Origin of the sequence: Clostridium septicum (genome assembly GCF_003606265.1) — a bacterium.
Classification (GTDB): Bacteria; Bacillota; Clostridia; order Clostridiales; family Clostridiaceae; genus Clostridium; species Clostridium septicum.
The window spans coordinates 1,383,531-1,406,092 of record NZ_CP023671.1 but is presented as its reverse complement, the minus strand read 5'-3'; the positions used below and the strand labels follow the sequence as shown (position 1 = coordinate 1,406,092).

General features: G+C 26.3%; 23 protein-coding genes and 1 riboswitch. Of the genes, 16 read left to right on the top strand and 7 right to left on the bottom strand.

Annotation, left to right across the window (positions count from 1 at the left end; translation table 11 throughout):
- Positions 1-23 precede the first annotated feature (23 nt).
- From CP523_RS06205 to CP523_RS06195, 3 genes are all read right to left on the bottom strand, one after another.
- Positions 24-992 carry a hypothetical protein gene (locus CP523_RS06205; RefSeq protein ID WP_120140692.1) on the bottom strand — a complete coding sequence of 323 codons (969 nt, stop codon included), beginning with the start codon at positions 990-992 and terminating at the stop codon, positions 24-26.
- Positions 993-1,315: 323 nt separating this feature from the next.
- Entirely contained in the window at positions 1,316-2,950 is a 1,635-nt protein-coding gene (locus CP523_RS06200) for a cache domain-containing protein (RefSeq protein WP_227909557.1), read from the bottom strand.
- Between the two features lie 93 nt (positions 2,951-3,043).
- A complete protein-coding gene (locus tag CP523_RS06195) occupies positions 3,044-3,748 on the bottom strand; it encodes a LytR/AlgR family response regulator transcription factor (RefSeq protein WP_066675153.1) in 705 nt (234 codons plus the stop codon).
- 676 nt (positions 3,749-4,424) lie between these two features.
- On the opposite strand from CP523_RS06195, the gene CP523_RS06190 reads away from it, so the two are divergent.
- The 8 genes from CP523_RS06190 to CP523_RS06155 all read left to right on the top strand — a co-directional run bounded on the left by CP523_RS06190 (position 4,425) and on the right by CP523_RS06155 (position 11,495).
- Positions 4,425-5,612: a pentapeptide repeat-containing protein gene (locus CP523_RS06190; protein WP_120140691.1), complete on the top strand. Its 1,188-nt coding sequence runs from the start codon at positions 4,425-4,427 to the stop codon at positions 5,610-5,612.
- 254 nt (positions 5,613-5,866) lie between these two features.
- On the top strand, positions 5,867-7,507 hold the full coding sequence (locus tag CP523_RS06185; protein WP_120140690.1) for a SulP family inorganic anion transporter: 1,641 nt from the start codon (positions 5,867-5,869) through the stop codon (positions 7,505-7,507).
- Positions 7,508-7,781: 274 nt separating this feature from the next.
- Positions 7,782-8,195 (top strand): adenosylmethionine decarboxylase, encoded by a 414-nt coding sequence (gene speD / locus CP523_RS06180; RefSeq protein WP_278280334.1) that lies wholly within the window; start codon positions 7,782-7,784, stop codon positions 8,193-8,195.
- Positions 8,196-8,204: 9 nt separating this feature from the next.
- On the top strand, positions 8,205-9,050 hold the full coding sequence (gene speE, locus CP523_RS06175; protein ID WP_066675167.1) for a polyamine aminopropyltransferase: 846 nt from the start codon (positions 8,205-8,207) through the stop codon (positions 9,048-9,050).
- 54 nt (positions 9,051-9,104) lie between these two features.
- On the top strand, positions 9,105-9,752 hold the full coding sequence (locus CP523_RS06170; RefSeq protein ID WP_120140689.1) for an FMN-dependent NADH-azoreductase: 648 nt from the start codon (positions 9,105-9,107) through the stop codon (positions 9,750-9,752).
- A 159-nt stretch (positions 9,753-9,911) separates the two neighbouring features.
- On the top strand, positions 9,912-10,775 hold the full coding sequence (locus CP523_RS06165; RefSeq protein ID WP_120140688.1) for a YitT family protein: 864 nt from the start codon (positions 9,912-9,914) through the stop codon (positions 10,773-10,775).
- A gap of 63 nt (positions 10,776-10,838) precedes the next feature.
- Entirely contained in the window at positions 10,839-11,141 is a 303-nt protein-coding gene (locus tag CP523_RS06160; protein ID WP_066675137.1) for a DUF3892 domain-containing protein, read from the top strand.
- 168 nt (positions 11,142-11,309) lie between these two features.
- Entirely contained in the window at positions 11,310-11,495 is a 186-nt protein-coding gene (locus CP523_RS06155; protein ID WP_120140687.1) for a hypothetical protein, read from the top strand.
- 65 nt (positions 11,496-11,560) lie between these two features.
- On the opposite strand, the gene CP523_RS06150 is transcribed toward CP523_RS06155, so the two are convergent.
- Together CP523_RS06150 and CP523_RS06145 are read right to left on the bottom strand one after the other, a co-directional pair.
- On the bottom strand, positions 11,561-12,565 hold the full coding sequence (locus CP523_RS06150; protein ID WP_120140686.1) for a DUF4097 family beta strand repeat-containing protein: 1,005 nt from the start codon (positions 12,563-12,565) through the stop codon (positions 11,561-11,563).
- On the bottom strand, positions 12,565-13,326 hold the full coding sequence (locus CP523_RS06145; RefSeq protein WP_120140685.1) for a DUF1700 domain-containing protein: 762 nt from the start codon (positions 13,324-13,326) through the stop codon (positions 12,565-12,567). Before CP523_RS06145 ends, CP523_RS06150 begins: the two co-directional genes overlap by 1 nt.
- A gap of 603 nt (positions 13,327-13,929) precedes the next feature.
- Here CP523_RS06145 and sfsA point away from each other — a divergent pair.
- The 3 genes from sfsA to CP523_RS06125 all read left to right on the top strand — a co-directional run bounded on the left by sfsA (position 13,930) and on the right by CP523_RS06125 (position 16,540).
- Complete coding sequence (gene sfsA, locus CP523_RS06135) at positions 13,930-14,625, top strand: DNA/RNA nuclease SfsA (protein ID WP_066675125.1); 696 nt, start codon at positions 13,930-13,932, stop codon at positions 14,623-14,625.
- Positions 14,626-14,683: 58 nt separating this feature from the next.
- A complete protein-coding gene (locus tag CP523_RS06130; RefSeq protein ID WP_066675122.1) occupies positions 14,684-15,178 on the top strand; it encodes an NAD(+) diphosphatase in 495 nt (164 codons plus the stop codon).
- A 123-nt stretch (positions 15,179-15,301) separates the two neighbouring features.
- Complete coding sequence (locus CP523_RS06125) at positions 15,302-16,540, top strand: IS256 family transposase (protein ID WP_120140384.1); 1,239 nt, start codon at positions 15,302-15,304, stop codon at positions 16,538-16,540.
- Positions 16,541-16,760: 220 nt separating this feature from the next.
- Here CP523_RS06125 and CP523_RS06120 read toward each other — a convergent pair whose 3' ends face one another.
- Positions 16,761-17,105, bottom strand: coding sequence for a hypothetical protein (locus tag CP523_RS06120; protein ID WP_066675120.1), 345 nt, complete (start codon positions 17,103-17,105; stop codon positions 16,761-16,763).
- A gap of 4 nt (positions 17,106-17,109) precedes the next feature.
- A complete protein-coding gene (locus CP523_RS06115; protein ID WP_120140684.1) occupies positions 17,110-18,351 on the bottom strand; it encodes a DUF1576 domain-containing protein in 1,242 nt (413 codons plus the stop codon).
- 222 nt (positions 18,352-18,573) lie between these two features.
- Here CP523_RS06115 and CP523_RS06110 point away from each other — a divergent pair, with 222 nt between their 5' ends.
- The 5 genes from CP523_RS06110 to lepB (CP523_RS06090) all read left to right on the top strand — a co-directional run bounded on the left by CP523_RS06110 (position 18,574) and on the right by lepB (CP523_RS06090) (position 22,555).
- Complete coding sequence (locus tag CP523_RS06110; RefSeq protein ID WP_066675116.1) at positions 18,574-19,245, top strand: beta/alpha barrel domain-containing protein; 672 nt, start codon at positions 18,574-18,576, stop codon at positions 19,243-19,245.
- A 154-nt stretch (positions 19,246-19,399) separates the two neighbouring features.
- A riboswitch (Lysine riboswitch) is annotated at positions 19,400-19,566 on the top strand.
- 133 nt (positions 19,567-19,699) lie between these two features.
- Positions 19,700-20,992, top strand: coding sequence for a diaminopimelate decarboxylase (gene lysA / locus CP523_RS06105; protein WP_066675114.1), 1,293 nt, complete (start codon positions 19,700-19,702; stop codon positions 20,990-20,992).
- A gap of 217 nt (positions 20,993-21,209) precedes the next feature.
- Entirely contained in the window at positions 21,210-21,428 is a 219-nt protein-coding gene (locus CP523_RS06100) for a DUF3006 domain-containing protein (protein ID WP_066675111.1), read from the top strand.
- Positions 21,428-21,958, top strand: a complete 531-nt coding sequence (lepB, locus tag CP523_RS06095) for a signal peptidase I (protein ID WP_066675108.1) — start codon at positions 21,428-21,430, stop codon at positions 21,956-21,958. Before CP523_RS06100 ends, lepB (CP523_RS06095) begins: the two co-directional genes overlap by 1 nt.
- 30 nt (positions 21,959-21,988) lie before the next feature.
- A complete protein-coding gene (lepB, locus tag CP523_RS06090; protein ID WP_066675105.1) occupies positions 21,989-22,555 on the top strand; it encodes a signal peptidase I in 567 nt (188 codons plus the stop codon).
- Positions 22,556-22,562 lie beyond the last annotated feature (7 nt).

The following is a 22,562-nucleotide window of genomic DNA, read 5'->3' as shown; positions in this document are numbered from 1 at the left end:
CCTTTAAAATAAAACTAAATTTTCTAAAGTTTACACAAAAATATTGACAGACTCAATTCTGAAGTGCTTGTATCTATAGTATAGTTATTTTCATTAAAATCCGGATTAATAGTAGTTTCTTCATTATTTTCTGAATTAACTTTTTCAACATAAAAATTATCATTTATACAAGTTAGATACTCGCTAACTTTAGGGTCTTTTATTTGAGGTTTTATTGTGTAAGTAAATTGGTCGTTAGTTTCAAAACCAGATAAAATTTCACCTTGGTAATTATTATAAATGCTTTGAGTCATATTTCTAGCAACAGCTATTCTTCTAGATGTTATTTTATATTGATTTATTCCAAAACGATTATCTAAGGCTTTTTGTGCTAAATATTGTAGTTGTTTTGAGTCAAGTTTTGAATCGGTAGTAAATCCTTCTAAATCCTCTTCATGGAAGAAACTTAACCTTTTATAACCACCATCTTCTAATTTTTCATAGAAAAAAGCTGAATATACCACTTTAATGTCATATTCTAAATCAGATGGAATCTCAAGCTTAGGATATTCAGAAATTATTACATCGCCATTTATTGCATAAACCTCATCATTGTTTAATCCATCAATTTTAGGTAAATGAATATCTTCATTATTTTTTAATTTTATGTACGTTTCACTAAAGCCTTCTCTTAACTCAACATTATCTGAAAATCCTTCAACCTTAAATTTATTATACCCAGCTATTTCATTTACGGATTCTTGAATAATTTCTATAACTCTAGAATATTTTAATGTACCGCCTGGTTGTACACTTAAATCCACAAAAGGTATAAATAGAATTTCCTTATTTGTTTTAGAATCAACCCCATTTACGGAAATTGATAGAAGTGTGGTTTGCTCTTTGTTACCTGAAGAAACTTTAAAATCTTCTGCATTAGTAATGTTTCCTTTAAAAAATAATAAAAATAAGCTAAACATTAATACAAATATTGGTTTTTGTAATTTTAACATTATTATCCCCCTTTTATTATAATAATTAATATAATTATATAATAAAAAATGGTAAAAAATCAATATTTAAATATAAATTTAATTTAACTAAAAAAAACTACAAATTAATTCAAAATTATTACTGAAAAATTGTTTATTTTATAGTAAAAGTTTAATATTAATAAAAAATATTGAAAAATATCCGTGAGTAATAGGACTTAGTGTTATATCTGAATAATAGATTTTTAATATACTGAAAACCCTCTGTTAAAAAACAGAGGGTTTTTATAGAATCTATATATAATATTTAAAAGTTGTAATTAGAACTAAATATAAATGATTTATCAAAATATAGAAAAATCTTTTTGTTTAGATGGAACTGGTATAGTTAATGTAACCATGAATGTATTATTTATAGCATCATAGTCCCAAATCATAGTTCCAAAATATTTTTTTAAAGATTTTTCAATATTTTTAATACCATATCCGTGGTGATCGATTCCTTCTTTTATAGTAGCTAATTTATTATTTATTATAATAGGTTTTTTATCACAACTATTAGTAACTTTCATAACAATAAAGTTTTCATTAAAACAGTGGATCTTTAGAAATATATCTTTATTTTTACTATTTATACAACTTTCTATAGAATTATCTAACAAATTACCTATTATAGTACATATATCTTTGTTTTGGATAAAATCTAAATTAAAAGGTTGAACTTCATATTTAAAATTAATATTGTGTTTTTTTATTAAATAAATTTTTTCATTTAAAATAATATCTATTATTTTATTATTTGTTATTACAATATTAGATAATTTTCCTATATCATTATTAATACTTTCTATGTATTCTACCACTTTTGAAATATTATCAAGTTCAGCTAATGCTTTTATAGAACTCATATGATTTTTCATATCATGAATAATTTCATTAGTTTTATCATACTTACGTTCTAATATATTATAATGCTGATTTGTAATATCATTTTTTTGTTTCATTAGTGCAAACTCATGTATATTTATTAAATTTAATAATAAAAAGCCTATTATTCCAGAGGTAATAAAGCATAGGATACCTACAAGAATTGTTATACTTATTTGTAAAATCATATCTTTTTTAAATTTCACGGTTTCTTTATTTATTAAATCTTCTAAGTCATCTAGATAATCTCCAGAGCATATAATCCAATTATATTTAGGATATAACTTACCATATGATAATTTATGAGAAATACAAGTACAATTTTTTTTCTTAAAATAATAGTCATGAAATACTTCGCCATTAGCTTTTATACCTTCTAATTCTGTTAAATAAGGTAGGTTATTTTTTATATCTGGAGTATTAGTAGATAACATTTCGCCTTCAGTTTCAATAAGGTTAGGATGTACTAATCTTATTGCATAATTGTCTCCACCTTCATAATTAAGTATTTTATTAATCCATATATAAGAATTATTATTTAAATCTATCTTACGAATTCTATCTTTTATTATTTCTTGCACCTTTTCTTCTATAGACTTATCGGAAATACAAAATGCTATGATTTTACTATCATTTATTAATTTATATCTATTTAGCTTATAGGTATTTATATAAGTTAAAAAATCATTTTCTGTTAAAATTGTATCAGTATTTAGTTTAGAGTCAGAAGTATATATTAATTTATTAGAAATGTTGTCCCAAATAAATATATTCATTTCAGGATTAACTTTAAGAATTTTAGAAGTTACTAAAGTTATATTATCAAAATTTAATAAATTTTCATCAATACTTATACTATCTAATATTTTAATACTATCTTTTATAATATAATCTCGTTCAATATCTATTTCTTGAACTGTTTTATTGACTATTTCTTTTAGGCTATTTTTTTTGAATTCAATTGATGTAGAGGCTAATTCTTTTAAATTATTTTTATAAATTGATTTTATTGTAGTTATATATCTAAATGATAGAAATATTATAATTAACATACATATTAAAATGAGAGAAAAGTATTTTATTTTTAACTTTTTTTGTATCATAGTAGTGTTACTTTAAAAGAATATAAATAGTGTAACAATTATTTATAACCTTGATAAGAAGTTCATAAAGTCTTTCTTAAAACTTTTAAATTTTCTTTGAGAAGCATATATAGTATCACCATTACAAAGTACCACATTATTTTTATTTAGTTCCTTAACATAATTTAAATTAACTAAAAAACTATTATGTGGGTTAGAAAAGCCTAATGGAGAAAGCATATCATTCCAATATTTTAATTTATTAGTACTTGTATATATATCAGAGTTAGTATGAATAAGCACTTTTCTATCTAAAATCTCTAAATATAGAATATCAGATATTGATATTTTTTTTATAGTACCATTTGAGTCTATAGGAATGAAAATTTTACTTTTATTTAATTCATTTATTAATTCTTTTATTTCATTATAAAATGAATCAGCATTTAAAGGCTTTAATATATATCTGAAAGCATTTACTGTATATCCATCTGACCAATGACTTTCTAATGCAGTTAAAAATATAATTTTTATTGATTTATTTACTTCTCTAATTATTTTTGCAACTTCTATACCAGTTAAGTTTCCCATTTTAATATCTAAAATTATAATATCATAACTATTAAAACCATGTTCCAATAGGTCTTCACCCGTAGAAAACATATCAATATTAATCTTAATATTTTCATCAATTGAAAATTTTTTTAGTATATTGTTTAAAGAATCTAATTGAATTGAATTATCTTCACAAATAGCTATGCTATACATAGTAGATACTCCTTGTTAATAAATATTAATTATAATTTATTTTATGTTTTTAATTATATTATATATTTAAACATTACTTTTGCAATTACTTTGTATAATATATGCCTAAATATACATTATCGACAAAAAAAAGGAACTTTAATAATCATTTTTGTAGAAAAAAATATCATTTTCGTATAAATTATTGATAATATAAATCAAATGGTGTATTAAATTAGTGTAGGGATAAGGTATCTAAAGCTATTAAAAGTAGTAATATTTATATCTGAAAAAAATAAATATAAAAAACAGATAGCTTAGATAAGATGTTAGAATTTCTAGTTTATTTCTTATGCTAATTTGATTGTATTATTAATTTCATTTTTTGGGGAACAGAGAACTTTATAAAGCTAATGAAAATGCTTTGAAGGATAAAATTAATGTATTGTAATTAAATTGTAGATATCTTAGAACTTTAAATTAAGGGAACTTTACAAAAAAGAAGTTGAAAAATATTTAAAGCAAAATGCTAAATAAAAAGGGGGATAACAATAGATCAAGGGGGCTAAATAAAATTATAAATAACATTGCTATATAAAAAGGATTATTTTTTAATGTGCGGATTTAAAGAAAAAATAATAAAAGTAAGCTGTTGTGGAATACTAAAGTTTATTAGTAGATACAAGAGGTGAGATATTTGGCTTACATAAACTTCAAAGAAGAGAGGGTTGCAACAAAGAAACAGTTGCATAAAAGACTTAAAAATAATAGCAAGTTATTTAAAAAAATGAGGGAAAGTAAAACTATATCTAATACATATACTCCTGACAAGGAATATAGTTATAAAGATTTTGATGATAAAATTTTTGGGGAACATCACATAAAGGGTGAGGAAAATTTTAAGGAAATATCAAATAAGGATATAGTTTGTTCTACTTTTAAAAACTGCATATTTGAGAACATAAAATTTAAAGACTGTAGATTTATAGGTTGTTATTTTATAAAATGTGAATTTAGCAGTGGTGGGGTAGCTTTTGAAAATTGTAGTTTTTTTAAGGAAGAAAGTGATAGTATTCCATCATTAAATAAAAATGATAATTTTTCATGTGATTTTAAGGATTGTAATATATATGGAAAATTTCTTAATTGTATAATGAGTTTTTCAATATTTGAAAATTGTAAAATTACTAATTCAAATTTTAATTTAAGTGATATGACAAGTTCTATAATTATAAATTCTGAATTTAAAATGACTATAATGGCAGATGTTGATTTAACAGGTGCCAAAATAATGAATACTTATATAGAGGATTTAGAGTTTAGAGATAAATATAAAAGTAAAATGGATGAAAAGACATTTATTGATAGTATAAAGCCTAGGAAAAAAGATAGAAGTGAATATGAAGGTCTTTATATGGTTTATGAAACTTTAGCCAACAAGTTTAAGGAGAATCAACTAAAAAATAATTTCGGAGAGTATTATTTTTTAGCACAAAGAATGCAATTTAAAACCTTAAAGCCTATACCTAAAATAATTTCATTTTTATCTTGGGTTACTTGTGGATATGGAGAAAGACCTTTATATGCAGTATACTCATCATTAGTAATAATTTTAATTTTTGCAGTTATTTATTTAATTCTTGGAATTGATATAGATGGACAATTAGTGAATTTTTATACTATAACTAATAATTTTAATTTATCAGAGCTTGTTGAATATTTAAATGAAGCTATTAATTTAAGTGTTGGAATGTTTGCGGGAGTCGGATTTAATAATGCGCAACCTACACCTAGTAATTTTATGACTACTAATATAGAAATGTTAGTAGGGGTTGCAATGATGGGGATTGGAATAGGTGCTATAACTAAAAAATTAATTAGATAATAATAGTAATTATAAGCTTATAAAAGCAATACAATTTATGGAAGAAAATTTACTAAAATGAAAATAATTGAGAAAAAAGAGTATTAAAGGAATTAAAACGTTTAATTAGTAGTTATATATAGCTTTATAGCTATTAATACAAAAATACACCACTTGTATTTCTTAATTTAAAGTCTTAAAATTAGAATGCATTTTAATGGACTAATATGCAAAAAATTAAAGAAAGTGTTAAATTAAAGAAATGGAGTGACACAATGTTAAAAGATTATAAAAATGACCTTGTTAATGAATTTAAAGGCTATAATCTTGTTAGTTTAAAGCGTGATTTAATGGCTGGAATAACTGTTACAGCAGTAGCATTACCTCTAGCATTAGCCTTTGGTGTTAGTTGTGGTGCTACAGCTGCAGCAGGACTTATTACAGCAATAATAGGTGGTTTAGTTATAGGCGCCTTATCAGGGGCATCTTTCCAAATATCTGGACCAACAGGAGCAATGAGTGCTATTTTACTTTTGCTTTTTCAAAAATATGGATTAAATGGTGTATGGATTGCAGGAGCTATAGCAGGAATTATATTGATTATAGCAGGTATATTTAAATTTGGAAAAATAGTTTCGTACATACCATCACCAGTTGTTACTGGATTTACATCAGGTATTGCTTTAATAATAGCAATAGGACAATTGGATAATTTTTTTGGAGTATCTACTAAGGGTGCAGAGTCAGCGGCAGGAAAAGTAATAGGCTTTTTGCAAGGACCTTTAACCCCAAACTGGTATGCAGTTTTACTTGGTGGATTAGTAGTAATAACTATGATAGTATGGCCTAAAAAGTGGAATGCTATAGTGCCTTCGTCATTGGTTGGATTAATAATTGCATTAGGTATAAATCTTATTTTTAAATTTCCAGTAGAAGTTATTGGTAATATTCCAAAGACATTATTTCTTGATGATAGATTAACTATAGGAGCTATAAATTTAGAAACTATAAAGGGATTAATAGTTCCATCAATAAGTATAGCAGCCCTTGCAATGATAGAAAGCTTACTTTGTGGAGAAGTAGGTAAAAAAATGAAGGGAGAAAAATTTGATTCTAATAGAGAATTAATTGCACAAGGTGTAGGAAATCTAATAATTCCTTTCTTTGGTGGAGTGCCTGCAACAGCAGCAATTGCTCGTACAAGCGTTGCAATTAAATCAGGTGGAAAAACTAGATTAGTTAGTGTATTCCATGCTATGTTCCTTTTAGTATCAATGTTTATACTTGCGCCAATAATGTCCCAAATACCATTGGCAGGTTTAGCTGGAGTTTTAATGGTTACCGCTTGGAGAATGAATGAATGGGAAAATATTAAATATATGTTCTCAAAGAAATTTAAAAGTGCTATTTCTAAGTTTTTAATAACAATGATAGCTACAGTAATATTTGACTTAACTCAAGCTATTTTAATAGGCGTAATATTCTCAAGCTTATTATTCATAGTTAAAATTTCAAATATGGATATTTCTATAAATGAAGTTGATGAAGATAGATTAAGTGATGATATAGATTTAAATAAAAATTTAAGTAATATAAAAGTTGCATATTTTACAGGTCCATTATTTTTTGCAACAGTAGAAAAATTTAAAACAGAGCTTTCAGAAATAAAAGATAATACAGTATTAATTTTATCAATGAGAGGGGTTCCATTAATTGATACATCAGGTGTACAAGCTTTAGAGGAACTTCGTTATGATTTAGAAGAAAGAAATTGTACTCTTATGTTATGTGGTCTTCAACCACAAGTTAAGAAGACTATGTCTAGATCTGGAATTTATGATAAAATAGGAAAAAATATGATTTTCTGGAGTGCAGATCAAGCTATAATTGCTGCAGATAAATTTAAAACAGCTTAATAAATTTATTAACAAAAAAAGTCTTTTAGTATATTTACTAAAGGACTTTTTTTATTGAAAAATGGACATGAAAATTTAATTTTCATAATATTGACAATGAAAAAATTCAATGATAAACTAATTATAGTTAGTATATATTAACTTTAAGTTTATATATACTAAACTTTTAAATAAAAAATAGGAGGTTACATGAGTGAGGCATTTTTGTTAGTTAAGTATTTATCTATTGGATGGAATTAGAAATTTATATTTATGGAGGGATTTTTTTATGAAAATTGAACAATTAGGTAGACACATTTTAGTGGAGTATTACAACTGTGATAAGGAGATCTTAAAAGATCATGCAATTATTGAGGAATATATGAAGCAGGCAGCTATTGAAGCAAATGCTACAATAGTAACAAGTTGTTTTCACAAATTTAATCCCTGGGGAGTCAGCGGTGCTGTAATAATCCAGGAATCACATCTTACTATTCATACATGGCCTGAATATGGTTATGCATCAGTAGATTTATTTACTTGTGGAGATTCTGTTAATCCATGGTTTGGATTTAGATATCTTGAGGAAGTTTTAAAAGCAGAAAGAAGCGAATCAACAGAAGTAGCTAGAGGGCTAGTAGATAAAGTAAAGACATTTGCAAATGGTGCTTATGATCATATTGAAATTGACTATAAGATGGAGGTTTAATATATGAATATGGAATTATGGTACACTGAAAACCAAACAGAAAATGTAAATTTTTCAATGAAAGTTAAAAGGCACTTGTATTCAAATCAAAGTCCATTTCAAAAAATAGATGTTTTAGACACTTATGAATTTGGTAGAGTACTTGTAATTGATAACTGGACAATGGTTACTGAAAAAGATGAATTTATTTATCATGAAATGATAACTCACGTAGCAATGGCTACTAATCCAGAAATAAAAAATGTATTAGTTATTGGTGCTGGAGATGGTGGTACAGTAAGAGAATTAACTAGATATGAAACTATAGAAAATATAGATATGGTTGAAATAGATGAAGATGTTGTAAAGGCATCAAAAGAATTTTTACCATTTACAGCTAATAAATTAGATGATAAAAGAGTAAATTTATTATTTAAAGATGGGATAAAATTTATAAAGGATAAAGAAAATTTATATGATTTAATAATAGTAGATTCAACTGATCCAATAGGACCAGGAGAAGGGTTGTTTACAACTGAATTTTATAGTGATTGCTTTAAAGCATTAACTGAAAAGGGGATTTTAATAAATCAATGCGAAAGTCCTTATTATCCTAATAATCAAAGAGAAATGATAAGATCATTTAATAAATTAAAATCTTTATTTAATATATGCGAAGCATACCAATATCACATGCCGACTTACCCATCTGGGCACTGGATGTTCTGTTTTGCATCTAAAGAATTACATCCTATAAAGGACTTTGATGCAGAAAGGTGGACTAGTTTAGGGCTTGAGACAAAGTATTATAATACTGATTTACATGTAGGTTCATTTATGTTACCTAATTATGTTAAAGAGTTATTAAATAAATAATATTAATTAAAATATCAAATACTACTAAGGAAATACTTAGTAGAGGTGATATAGATGAAGAAGTTATTATATATAACTGTAAATTCAAAACCAGAAGAAATTTCAGTAAGTAGAACAGTAGGTAGAGAATTTGTAAATAAATTTTTAGAAAAGTATAGTGATTTTAAGCTTGAAGAGCTAAATCTCTATGATTGTCATATACCAAGACTTGAATATGAATATTTTGAAAAAAGAAATTGCATGATTAAAAAGGAAGATTTTAATAAGCTAAATAAAGAACAACAAGAGGAAGTACATAAAATTGTAAAATTAACAGATCAGTTTAAAGAAGCTGACATGTATGTTATAGCAGCTCCTATGTGGAGTCTATCTTTTCCTGCTCCATTAAAGGAGTATATTGACTGTATAGTTATGGATGGAAAAACAATAAGTATAAAAGAAAATAAAATAGAGGGCTTATTAAATGATAAACCTAGAGGAATGGTATATATTCAATCTTCAGGAGCACATATTCCTTGGATGCTAAGAATCGTAATGAATAAGGGACTAAATTACATCGAAGATATAGCTAAAGCTATGGGAATAAAAAGATTTGAAGAATTATTAGTAGATGGAACTGGTTTTACAGAAGAAGAAAAACTTCAAGCTATAGAAAGAGCAAAAGAAAAGATAGATGGAATAATAGATGAGGTTTGGAGATAATGAGAAATACTGGGCTTATTTTTATAAGCTCAGTATTTTTTTATAAATTTCCACTATTAAAAGTAGTAAATCTTTGTTATTCTATTAATTGTGATTTAACTTTGGATTAGATTAGTATTAATGGAGATACACTTATTAATTATTAGGAGAGTGTTACAAATGAATAAGGAAAGATTTTTAAAAGAATTAAAAGACTATGGAATAATAACTTTTGGAGTTATATTAGTTGCAATAGCACTTGTGTATTTTTATGCTCCAAATAATTTAGCTGCAGGAGGATTATCAGGAATAGCTTTAATAATTAATCACTTCGTTCCAACCATGTCTATAGGTGGTATGTTATTTGTAGGAAATGCTGTTTTGTATATAATAGCTTTTTTAGTAATTGGACCAGAGTTTGGGATAAAAACTATATATGCTAGTTTTGGATTATCAGCAATAATATGGTTTATGGAGAAGTTTGGGAATCCACATCCTATAACAGAGGATTTAATGTTAGCATCAATTTTTGGTACTATTTTAGTAGCAATAGGTATGGCAATAGTATTTAATGCAAATGCCTCTACAGGTGGTACTGATATCATTGCAAAGATATTAAACAAATATACAACTTTTAATATTGGTATTTCATTACTAATGGTAGATTTTTTGGTAACATTAGTTGCAGGTTTAACTTTTGGATCAGATACAGGTTTCTATGCATTATTATGTGTATTAGTTAATGGACCTATGATAGACAAGCTTATAGCTATGTTTAATGCTAAAAAGCAAATAACTATAGTAAGTGATAAGAATGACGAAATATCAAATTACATAATGAATACATTAAAAAGAGGATGTACTCGCTTAAGAGGTGCAGGAGCATTTACAGGAGAAGATAGAGATATTATATATACAGTACTTGAAAAGAAGGATTTAGCAACTTTAAAAGAGTTCATTGATACAGTAGATAATGAAGCTTTTATAACAATTGGGCATATTGAAGAGGTTAAAGGAAAGGGATTTCCACAGCTTGATTATTAAAATTTTGAATTAAAGATTAATTATTGGATAAAATAACACTATAACTTATAGGAGGTGTTATTTATGAATAATCAAAATGATGGAATGATGGGTGGACTACCAATTAACATCAATAAAGAAGTTCCAACACCAAATAGTGATGCTAAATCAATAACAGCTTTAATAAAACATTCAGGAGAAGTTATAGGATATGAACTTTCTAATGGAGAAAGAATTTCTAAAGAAGAAGGTGTACAAATGGCTAAGTCTGGTAATATACAAGGTGTAGCTATTGGAGTATCTAAAAAAGGTGAAGAATATTTAAGAAGTTTACCAGATCAGGATGAATCAAATAATTTAAGTGCTTTACCAACAATAAGTGAATAATATAATTAATAGAAGATCTAATCTTATTTGATTAGGTCTTTTTTATTAAATATTTATAAAAAATTCAAAATTTAAATGAATATTAGTTCTTGAAAAACGTAAGTATTTTATGTAGAATTTAATTAAGCAGAAAAATAACTTTTATAAAAAGTTAAAAAGGAGAATAATATGAATAGTATAGTTTTTATATTAGTAATAGCATCGGCGGTTTTTGTATCATTTAAAATGGCAGAAGAAAAAGGTCAGTCTAAATATATATGGTCATTAGCAACAGCTATGATAGGTCCTTTTGTAATAATAGTTCAATATATAACTCATTATTTTAGAAATAAAAATAAACTTTCAACAAGATAATAAATAGAAATTTAATATTTGAATATACGAAAGGCTATAAATCTTAAAGATTTATAGCCTTTTTTTTAATTATAGATCTTAAAATTTCCACTAACGGTTTTTACATTAATTTTATTAGTACCATTACCAGTAGAGAAATCAGTGCTTCCTTGAACCTTTGTAGGAATATCTAAATAAGATCCATTAGGATTATTTAACTCAGATAAAAATTCACCATTCATTGTTGAATAATTAAAACTAAAATCACCTTCATCAGGAATATTTAAGTTAACATATCCTGATGTAGTATTAATATCAAGATTAGTAAGATAAGAAGTTATAGTTGAATGTATATTTCCATTTACAGTAGTTAACTTAACTTCACCTGATAATGGTGAAAAGTATAAATTTCCATTTACAGTGCTAGCAATAAGGTTTTTACTAGAAAAAGAATCACCATGTATATTTCCATTTGTTAATGAAATATTAGCACTTTCACAAGAAACACTATTTAAATTTATAGTAGAGTTAATTGCTTTTAAATTCATATTGGAAAGTTTTAAATTATCTAATTTCATTTCTCCAGATGAAGAATTTATACTAAGACCCTTATTATATGAATATGGTATTTTTATCATAAATTCATAGTGAGAAGCGAGCTCTGTTAATATATTAGTATTAGGTTTTACTGTTAATTTATTTCCCTCACGAGAAATAGAAAATGGTGATTCAACTGTATTAGAAGAAGTTGCATTACGAGAATTTGAACTTCTATTAAAATTATCATATAGATACAAATCCAGAGTATTACCTTCATAAGTTTCAAAATATACATTGTATCCATTAAAATCTATAGATAAATTTTCTATTTCGTTTAAGTCTTGATTAGTTAAATAGCTTTCATGTCCTTGAAGTCTACTAGAATTTGAAAAGAAATTTAAATTCCAATCATTCACGTCGAAATAATTAGCTAAAGTAAAGTCACTATTGTATAAGAGAACTCCTGCTGCTGAAAAAGAAATAATTGAACCAGCAAAAAGACATAGCATGAAAACTTTCATTTTAGTACTTATTAGTTTTTGCTTAGCCATTAGTTTTCCCCCTTTACTTTTGAAGTTATCAACTCTATAAGTTTAGATAATAATCTAAAGCACCATTTAATTAAATAATAAGCTATTAAAATCAATAATATAAATGATAAGATACAGCCTATAACCATTAAAATTAAAACAGAATTAGGAAAATCTAATATAAAAGAAGGAAATACTATTATTCCTATAGTATTTGAAACAACCTTACCAAATAAAATTCCTATACCAGCAAGACTTAAAGCAAAACTGCCTGCAAGCATTCCTACAAGTGCTCCTAAGCCACCAAGTGTTAATCCTAAAAATAAAGGTCCGAAGAATATTCCACCTAAAAGTAAGATAATTAAAGTTATTATGATATTATTTGAATTTCTACCATTAGATTTACTTTTAGTTTGTGAATTAGATTCATCAGAATAACTAGTTGTATCTTCAGTATTAAAAGTTTGTGTATTTTCATAATTTAAATTATCATAATGAGTATTTTCAGTAGAACTTGAATATTCCGCATCTATAAAATCATGGTTTTCATAATTATTAGAAGAATCTTTAATAGGATTATATTCTTTTAAGTGCCCTTTTCTATATTTGTCAATTATATCGTAAGGACTACCTAGTTCAGAAATTATTTCTTCTTCAGTTTTCCCATCTGCTATTCCAACATCAAAGTAGTCTTTGTATTCATATAAGATATCTCCAAGAACACCTGTTGGAAAATCACTTAAACCTGTTCGTAAGATATCTAAAAACATTTTTTTATTCATTAGTAATATCACCCCCAAAAAAATAAAATATTTTAAATAAATTTATAATGAATCCTCTATGTTATTAGTATATGGAAGTAGTTAAATTATTACAAGAGACTAAATAATTGTTTAAGGAAATAATAAAATACCTTAAGAAAAAATTAAGAAGTCTATTAGTTATCCACAATATATATTGTTTTTATAAAAAAAAGATGAAATATGGAGAAAAATATGTTGAGAATGTTAAAAGTTATCCACAAAATGTGGACAACTTCGAAAAACTGTTGACAACTTTTAAAAAAGGTATTGACACAACATATAAGGGGGGAATGTGTGTTTGTAACTACATAGTGACTTTTGACGAAATATATAGATATATGTAGTGGTATAATTTTGAAAAGAGTACAAGTTGTGTATAACTTATTTAAGTTATACACAAAATACACAATAATGTGGATAAAATCTGTGGATAATGTTAAGATATTAATGGTAATATAGATAAAACAAGGTAGTAATGCATTTTGTCTGTGGATAACTTTATGTAGAAAAAAAGTGGGACATGCAATAATTAATAGATAATGTGGAAAACTAAGAAAAAATGACAAGCTAAAGGAGAGAAGTATGAAATATAATAAAAATATATATGAAGCAATTTTTGTAAAGAGACCTAATAGGTTTAATGCAGAAGTTATCTTAAATGGAGAACATATAACGGTACATGTTCCTAACACAGGTAGATGTAGAGAATTATTAATTGAAGGTGCTACTGTATTTTTAAGAGAAGAATTGAATCCTAATAGAAAAACTAAATATGATTTAGTTGCTGTTATTAAAGGAAATAATTTAATAAGTATAGATTCACAAATACCTAATAAAGTTGTTTTCGAGGCTTTATCTGAAGGGAAAATAGAAAAGCTTAAAAAGTATTGTAATATATTAAAAGAAAAAACTTTTGGCAAAAGTAGATTTGATTTTAAGTTATCTACAGAGGATCAGGAAGAAGAATATTTTTTAGAAGTAAAAGGTGTTACTTTGGAGGAGGATGGATATGCAAGGTTTCCAGATGCACCAACGGAAAGAGGAGCTAGACATATATTAGAATTAATAGAAGCTAAAAGAGAAGGATATAAAGCTGGGATATTGTTTTTAATACAGTTAGAAAATGTAAATAAGTTTTCACCAAATGATATGACGGATCCTGATTTCGGGGAAGCATTAAGGCTAGCAGATAAAAATGGCGTAGATATTTTTGCTTATAATTGTAAAGTTCATAAAGATGGGATAATAATAAACAATATTGTTGAAATTGTATTATAATAGAGTAAAGATTAATATTAAAGATATAAAAATAAGAAACGAAACTTGGGGTGAATAAATGAGATTTAAATTTTGTCCTTTATGTGGAAGAGAATTAGAAGAAAAGTATAGCTTTGATGAAGGTGGAGTACCATATTGTAAATATGATGATATTATGTTTTTTGATACTCCAAAACCTTGCATAATGGTTGCGGTAATAAAGAATGATGAAATATTACTTTTAAAGCAAAGTTATATATTTAAAAATTCAAAGGTATTATTATCTGGATATGTTTCACATAATGAGACAGTAGAAGAAACAGTTTATAGAGAAGTAAAAGAAGAATCAGGTTTAGATATATCTAACATCCAATATTTGGGTTCTGATTTTGTTAAAGATAAAGAAATTCTAATGTTAACTTTTATGGCTAAGTACGAATCAGGAGATATTATTAAATCTACAGAGGTAGAGGCAATGGCTTGGTGTAAATTAGAAACAGCATTAGATGAGATGAAGGAAGATAAGATAGGAAGTAAGGTTGTAAGTAAGGTATTAAATAATATAAATTATTAATAAAAAATAGTAGAAGGAGAGACAGTAGATAGTTTTGTGTAAAAACAAAACTATCTACTGTTTTTTTGTATTAACAGTTGGAAGTTTTGGAATAATATACTATATAAATTAGGAGGAATTATTATGACAAGAAAAATTGATACCAACTTTGATTACAACGAGGAAATTAAAAGATGTAAAACAATCGATGATGTGATGGGTAAAAACGGATTAATACAAAGATTAGTTAAAGATGTTCTTGAAAATATATTAGAAGGTGAAATGGAAGAACATCTAGGAAGAAATAAATATGAACGTGTAGAAGCAGTTGATCAAACTAAGAAGAACTACAGGAATGGTTATAGTCGCAAAAATTTAAGAAGTTCCTTCGGTGACGTCGACCTAGACGTACCCCGTGATAGAAATGCTGAATTTGAGCCACAAATTATAAAAAAATATGAAACTGTGTGTACTGAGTTAGATAAAAAGATTATATCTTTATATGCTAAAGGTATGTCAACATCTGATATTCAGGCTGAAATTGAAGACTTATATGGAATAACTATATCACCATCGATGGTATCTAAAATAACTGATAAAGTGCTTGCTAGCGCCGCCGAATGGCAAAATAGAGCATTAGATAAAATATATCCAATAGTTTATTTAGATGCTATGTACTTTAAAGTTAGAAGTAATGGAAAGATAGTTAACAAGGCTGTCTATATATGCTTAGGATACACTATGGAAGGATATAAAGATATTTTAGGTATATGGGTTGATGAAGCTGAAGGTGCTAAATTCTGGTTAGGAATTTGCAATGATTTAAAAAATAGAGGTGTAAAAGAAATTTTAATTGCTTGTATGGATGGATTAAAAGGGCTTCCACAAGCTATAAAAACAGTATTTCCATCAGTAAATATTCAAACATGTATTGTTCATCAAATAAGAAATTCAATAAAATACATAGCTTCAAAAGATAAAAAAGCATTTATGAAAGATTTGAAGGAGGTTTATAAGGCTACAACAGAGGAACTTGCGTTAGCACAGCTAGATAATTTAAAGGAGAGATGGGGAGATAAATATGGAATAGTAATAGATTCCTGGTATAATAATTGGAGTAACCTTTCAACATTTTTCGACTTCTCTCCAACTATAAGAAAGATGATTTATACTACAAATATCTTAGAAGGTTTTAATCGTCAAATACGTAAATTCACTAAAGTTAGAGTCATATTCCCAACTGATGAATCTTTAAATAAGTGTGTTTACTTAGCAACGATGGAGATACTAGAAAAATGGACTCAGCCTATACATAATTGGGGTGCTACGTTAGCAGAGCTATCAATAATATTTGAAGATCAATTAAAAGATGAATTAGCTTAAAAGCTTGTACTTTTTATAAATTATATGCATACTATTAGATTTTTTTGAAATACTAAAAAAGGTAATAAGAAACATTATTAGTATTTCTTAAATATAAAAAAATATTACTGGAAATGAAAATTTCCAGTAATATTAAAATAATAAAAATGATAATTACACAGAATTATCTATTCTCTCTAGAAGGATTTAAATCTCTCTACTATTTTTTTTGTAATTTTAGTTAACTTTCTTTACGTAAGATTTTTAAAGTTAAAATATTATTCTCATAAGTTATAATAACATCATCAACCATCATTCCAATCAAGGATAATTCACAATCTAATTCGCTTTCGCCACCTAAATTCCAATAATAATGTTCAATTTCATGTTGCCTTTGAGTATTTAAAATTAAATTTAAATTATTGAGTTCTTCTTGGGGAAGATTTAAAACTTCTCCTGATATGTAAAAATAAGATTTATCATCCTCAGATTTTATATCTAAGTGAACATCATCAGTACCTAATTTATGAAAATAGGTTATAAGTTCACTTACTATTCTCAAGTTTTTTTCTAATTTAAACTTCATTCTATTATTTTTCCTCCTTGAATGTTGTAATTAATGGTATTAATATCATTGCTACGAATCCAGCTGCCAATCCATTATTATATAAATTTAAACCACCATGAAGATAGCCTATATTAGTAACTATATTTAAGTGTAAAAATCCTGCAAGTATTCCAAATTTCCAACCGAATTTACCTGATATAGGAGCAAGTGCAGTTGAAAATAATATTGATAATATTAAGTTTGGTGAATTTATAGGTGAAATATGTAATAAAGAAGCAATAGATGCTCCAATTATAATTGGTGTAATATTTCTTAAGTGTTTACCAAAACATCCAAAGCCCATTATAGTAAAAATAGCAGCCATTGTAGGTCCATTTAAATCACCCTTTATTAAAAGAACAAATACTGTAGAAGCTATACCTAAAATTCCCATATTAATATAAGAAGTTTCACCAAAAAGAATATAAAAATCACTAATTAATCTACCAGGTTGTTTACTAATTGAAATTAATTTATTTTTATTATTATTACCATAGATTAATCCTACAATAATTAAATATATAGAAATTATAAATAAAAATATAGAGAAAATTTTATTAGAGCCAGTATGCCATATAAGTCTAGTGTCAAAATTTATTCCAATGCTTCTTAAAATTGACATTAAAAGAGTGGCTAAAAGTCCACCAGCAAAACCTATATTATATAAATTATATCCATTATGAGATTTTATACAGTGAGAAGCAATAGGCGAAAGTATAAATCCTGTAAAAATTCCTAAGCCATAGCCAAGGAGTATTCCACCAAATTGAGAAAAATGTCCTGTAAAGCTTAATTGACTCACTGTTGGAGCTAAAGTAGTTGCAAGTAAAGCAACAAGGGTATAGTTTAAGAAAGGTTCCTTTTGATATTTAGAAAATAAATAAACACCAATCATAATTGGCCAAATATTTAGTATATTTTTCCCGAAGAATGAGAATCCAGTCATAAGATATAAAGCCATAATAGTAGAACCATTAGGTTTTATACCTATGAGAACTAAAATTGCTATAGAAGCTAAGCTTGTAAGCGCTGCATTTACAAATGTTGCCCCTATACCACCGATTTCAATGTAATCTGTTATTAAAATATCTGGTGTAAATAAAATATTTTTTAATCCAGATAAAATTTCTTTTGGAGAGTTAACTGCAAAAGCAAAAATAATAAAGAAAACATACATTATTATTAATACAGTATAGGGGGGATAAAGTTTTTTCTTTATTGACATTACTAAAATCACCTCGAAACTATGTATTATTAATTAAAGTTTACGTAATATAATTATATAGTAGAATTAAGGTAAAAGTCACAAAAATATAGTGTAAACAATAAAAAAATTTTTACTCCTTTAAATTTAAATATAAAAGAGTATAATATAATAAAATAAAAAATTAACGAAAAGATAAATGTGAGAATATATAATAAAAAATTAATAGGAGGAATAAAAAAAGTGGGGGTTAAAAAGGTAAAACTAGTTCCAGAAATAAAAGGTACTTTACGAAGTCATGTTATTGAAGTTCCAACTTGTATTAGAGAATGTAGTGGCATAAAGATATTTGGTAAAAGAATAAAATCTTTATTATTTACTACAGATGTTGCAATAATAAGAAACACAAATGCAGATGCAATAATTGCTGTTTATCCATTTACTCCTCAGCCACTTATAACTCAAGCTTTAGTTATGGCTGCCGATGTACCAATATTTTGTGGAGTTGGTGGAGGAATAACTCAAGGGAAGAGGGTTGTAAACCTTGCATTAGATGCAGAATTTAAAGGTGCAATGGGGGTAGTTGTAAATGCACCTACAGCAAATAGTATAGTTAAGAAAATAAGAGAAACTATAGATATACCTGTTATAGTAACAGTAGTTTCAGAGTGTGAAAATATAAGGGAAAGAATAGAATCAGGGGCTACTATTCTTAATGTATCAGGAGGAAAGAATACAGCTAGGATAGTTAGGGAGATAAGAGCTGAATTTCCGGATTTTCCAATAATAGCTACAGGAGGACCTACAGAAGAAACTATAATGGAAACTATAGAGGCAGGTGCAAATGCAATAACATATACTCCACCAGTTACAGGAGATATAATGAGTAATCTTATGGATAAATATAGAGGATAAATCAAATTAAAAGTAAATTTAAAAAATTCTGAAAAATATATGGCATAATCTCATAAAATGTGTATAATAATATTAATGAACTTTATATATGTTTAATTAATTAATAATTTAATTGAGAATATATAAATTAAGGTTTTTTATAGTTGAATTAAGATTATTAGGTAGAGGAGCTGTTAATAATAGTAATTATGAAGAGTTGGCAAACGAAGAAGCATAATGAAAGGGTTAATAGCCGAAGAAATAAATAAAAGCAAGAATTTATTTCTGGGGATGTATAAAATATATGCATCACTGTCACGTAAGTGGAGAGCTACAAAAGGCATTAGTTTGCAAGATTATGATTAGATTAAAGGAAATTACTACCATAATTTAATAGCTACCATTTATATTATGAAAATCTACCATCACTAAAGAAGTGATGGTTTTTTATTTTATTAAAACATGGAGGTAAAGTATGAAATTATTTGGGGCAATGGAAATTAAAGAAAATGAATTATGTATAGGTGGTATGAAAGCTAGTGAGTTAGTTAAAAATTATGGTACGCCATTGTATGTAATAGATGAAAAACTTATAAGGGATAATTGCAGAGAATATATTAAAAGTTTTAAATGTAAGGAAAATGGAAATAGGGTAGCATATGCTGGAAAAGCTTTTTTAACAGTAGAAATGTGTAAATTAATAAATGAAGAAGGACTTTACTTAGATGTAGTATCAGGTGGAGAACTATATACAGCATATAAAGCAGAGTATCCATTAGATAATATTTATTTTCATGGTAACAATAAAACATTAGAAGAAATAGAAATGGGAGTTAAATTAGGAGCAGGAAGATTTATTATTGATAACTTATGGGAGTTAGAGAAGGTAAATGAAATAGCAGAAAAATATAAAAAAATACAAAAGGTGTATTTAAGATTAACTCCAGGAATTGAAGCACATACACATGATTATATAAAGACGGGTCAGATAGATTCAAAGTTTGGTTTTGCACCTATTGGAGATAATATATTAAATGCTGTAAAGTCAGCTTTAGCCTTTGATAATATAGCATTAGTTGGGTTACATTGTCATATAGGATCTCAGATATTTGATACAGAACCTTTTGGTGATGCAGCAGAAATAATGCTTAAATTTATAGATAATATAAGACAAGAAACAGGACATATAATTTCAGAATTAGATTTAGGTGGAGGCTTTGGAATATATTATTCAGAAGGGGATAAGCCTAAAAAAACAAGTGAATACTGCAAGGTAATATTAGATAGGGTAGATAAAGTATGTAATGAATTAAATTTAGATAAACCTATTTTAACAATAGAACCAGGTAGATCAATAGTTGCTAATGCAGGAACTACATTATATACAATAGGTTCAATAAAAGAAGTTCCTGGGATAAGAAAGTATGTAGCTGTAGACGGAGGTATGACTGATAATATAAGACCTGCCTTATATCAAGCTAAATACGAAGCTGTTTTAGCAAATAAAATAACAGAATCAGATGAAGAAGTAGTAACTATAGCAGGAAAATGCTGTGAGTCAGGAGATATTTTGATAAAGGATATTAAGCTTCCTTTTGTTTATAGTGGAGATATATTAGGAATAATGTCAACAGGAGCTTATGGTTTTTCTATGTCAAATAATTATAATAAAAATTTAAGACCAGCAGTAGTATTTGTAAAAGACGGAGAAGGAAGAATAGTATCAAAAAGACAAAGCTATAAAGATTTAATAGATTCTGAAATTTAACTTTAAAAGATATATTGCTAGATACTATGTGTAAAATAGATACACATAGTATCTATTTTTTTTAGTATAATAATAATTACATTAAACAAGATAGCTATATCTTAAATAAATTTTAATAAATATAGCTATTTATATTGGTCAATAATTAGGGTAATTATGTTATACTATAAGATAAGAAATTAATAGAGAGGTGATAGACAGTTAATGTCAAGAGAGTATGGATAGTTTCATTATAGATAGAATAGAAGAAAATTACGTAGTTTTAGAAACAGAAGCTGAAAATATAATAAATATAAATAAAGACTTAGTTAAAGGAAACTTTAATGAAGGTGACGTATTAATAAAAAAAGGGGATATATATATTGTAGATCCTATTTTAACAAAGAATAGAAGAGATAAAATTAAAAATATGATGAAAGGTATGTGGGACGAATAATGGAAAATAGTAGTGATAAAAATAAAAGTAGAGGTTTTTTCTATGAATGGGGAATACCTATAATTGTAGCAGTTATATTAGCATTAGCTATAAATAAATATGTTGTATTTAAGGCTTATATACCTTCAGAATCAATGGTGCCAACATTAAATGTAGACGATAGACTATTTGTAACAAGAGTGTATAATTTAGATAAGTTAAAAAGAGGAGATATTGTAGTTTTTCACTCTGAAGAATTGCAAGAAGATTTAATAAAAAGACTAATAGGACTTCCAGGAGATGAAGTTAAAATAGTTGAAGGTGAAGTTTTTGTTAATGGGGAAAAATTATCAGAAGATTATATAGGAGCACATGATAAATTTAATGGAGAGTATAAAGTTCCAGAGGGTAAGTATTTCTTTTTAGGAGATAATAGACTTTGGTCAAAAGACTCAAGATACTGGATTAATCCTTATATAGATGGAAGTGAAATAAAAGGTAAAGCTCAATTAAAAGTATATCCATTTGATCAAATAGGTAGAGTTAAATAAGTTTATTTAAGAAAGGAAAAAAAACTTGTAATGCTTGAAAAATTCCAAGAACTTTTAAAATCAAAATCAAAAGAAAAGTCAGAAAAAGGAAAAAAATCAAGTAATTTAACAGATTATTTTAAGATAATTGGGTTATCATTAATAGTAGCACTATTAATAAATAAGTTTTTAATATTTAAAGCTCAAATACCCACCTCATCTATGGTCCCAACATTAAATGTAGGAGATGTTTTATTAGTTAATAAGTTATACAATCTAGATTCTTTAAAGCGGGGAGACATAGTAGTATTTTTTTCAAATGAAAATAATGAGTATATGGTAAAAAGGTTAATAGGATTACCTGGAGATTATGTGTCAATAAACAATGGAAAAGTATATGTAAATGGAGAGTATTTAGAAGAGAACTATGTAAAGTTTGAAGATGAATATATTGGAAGCTATACAGTTCCAGAAGATAAATATTTCTTTTTAGGAGATAATCGACCTATATCATTAGATTCAAGAAGGTGGAAAGAAACTTGTATAGATAAGAAAGATATAGTAGGTTTAGTAAACTTTAGATTATATCCAATTAAAGATATAGGTAATATAAAGTAAATGGAGA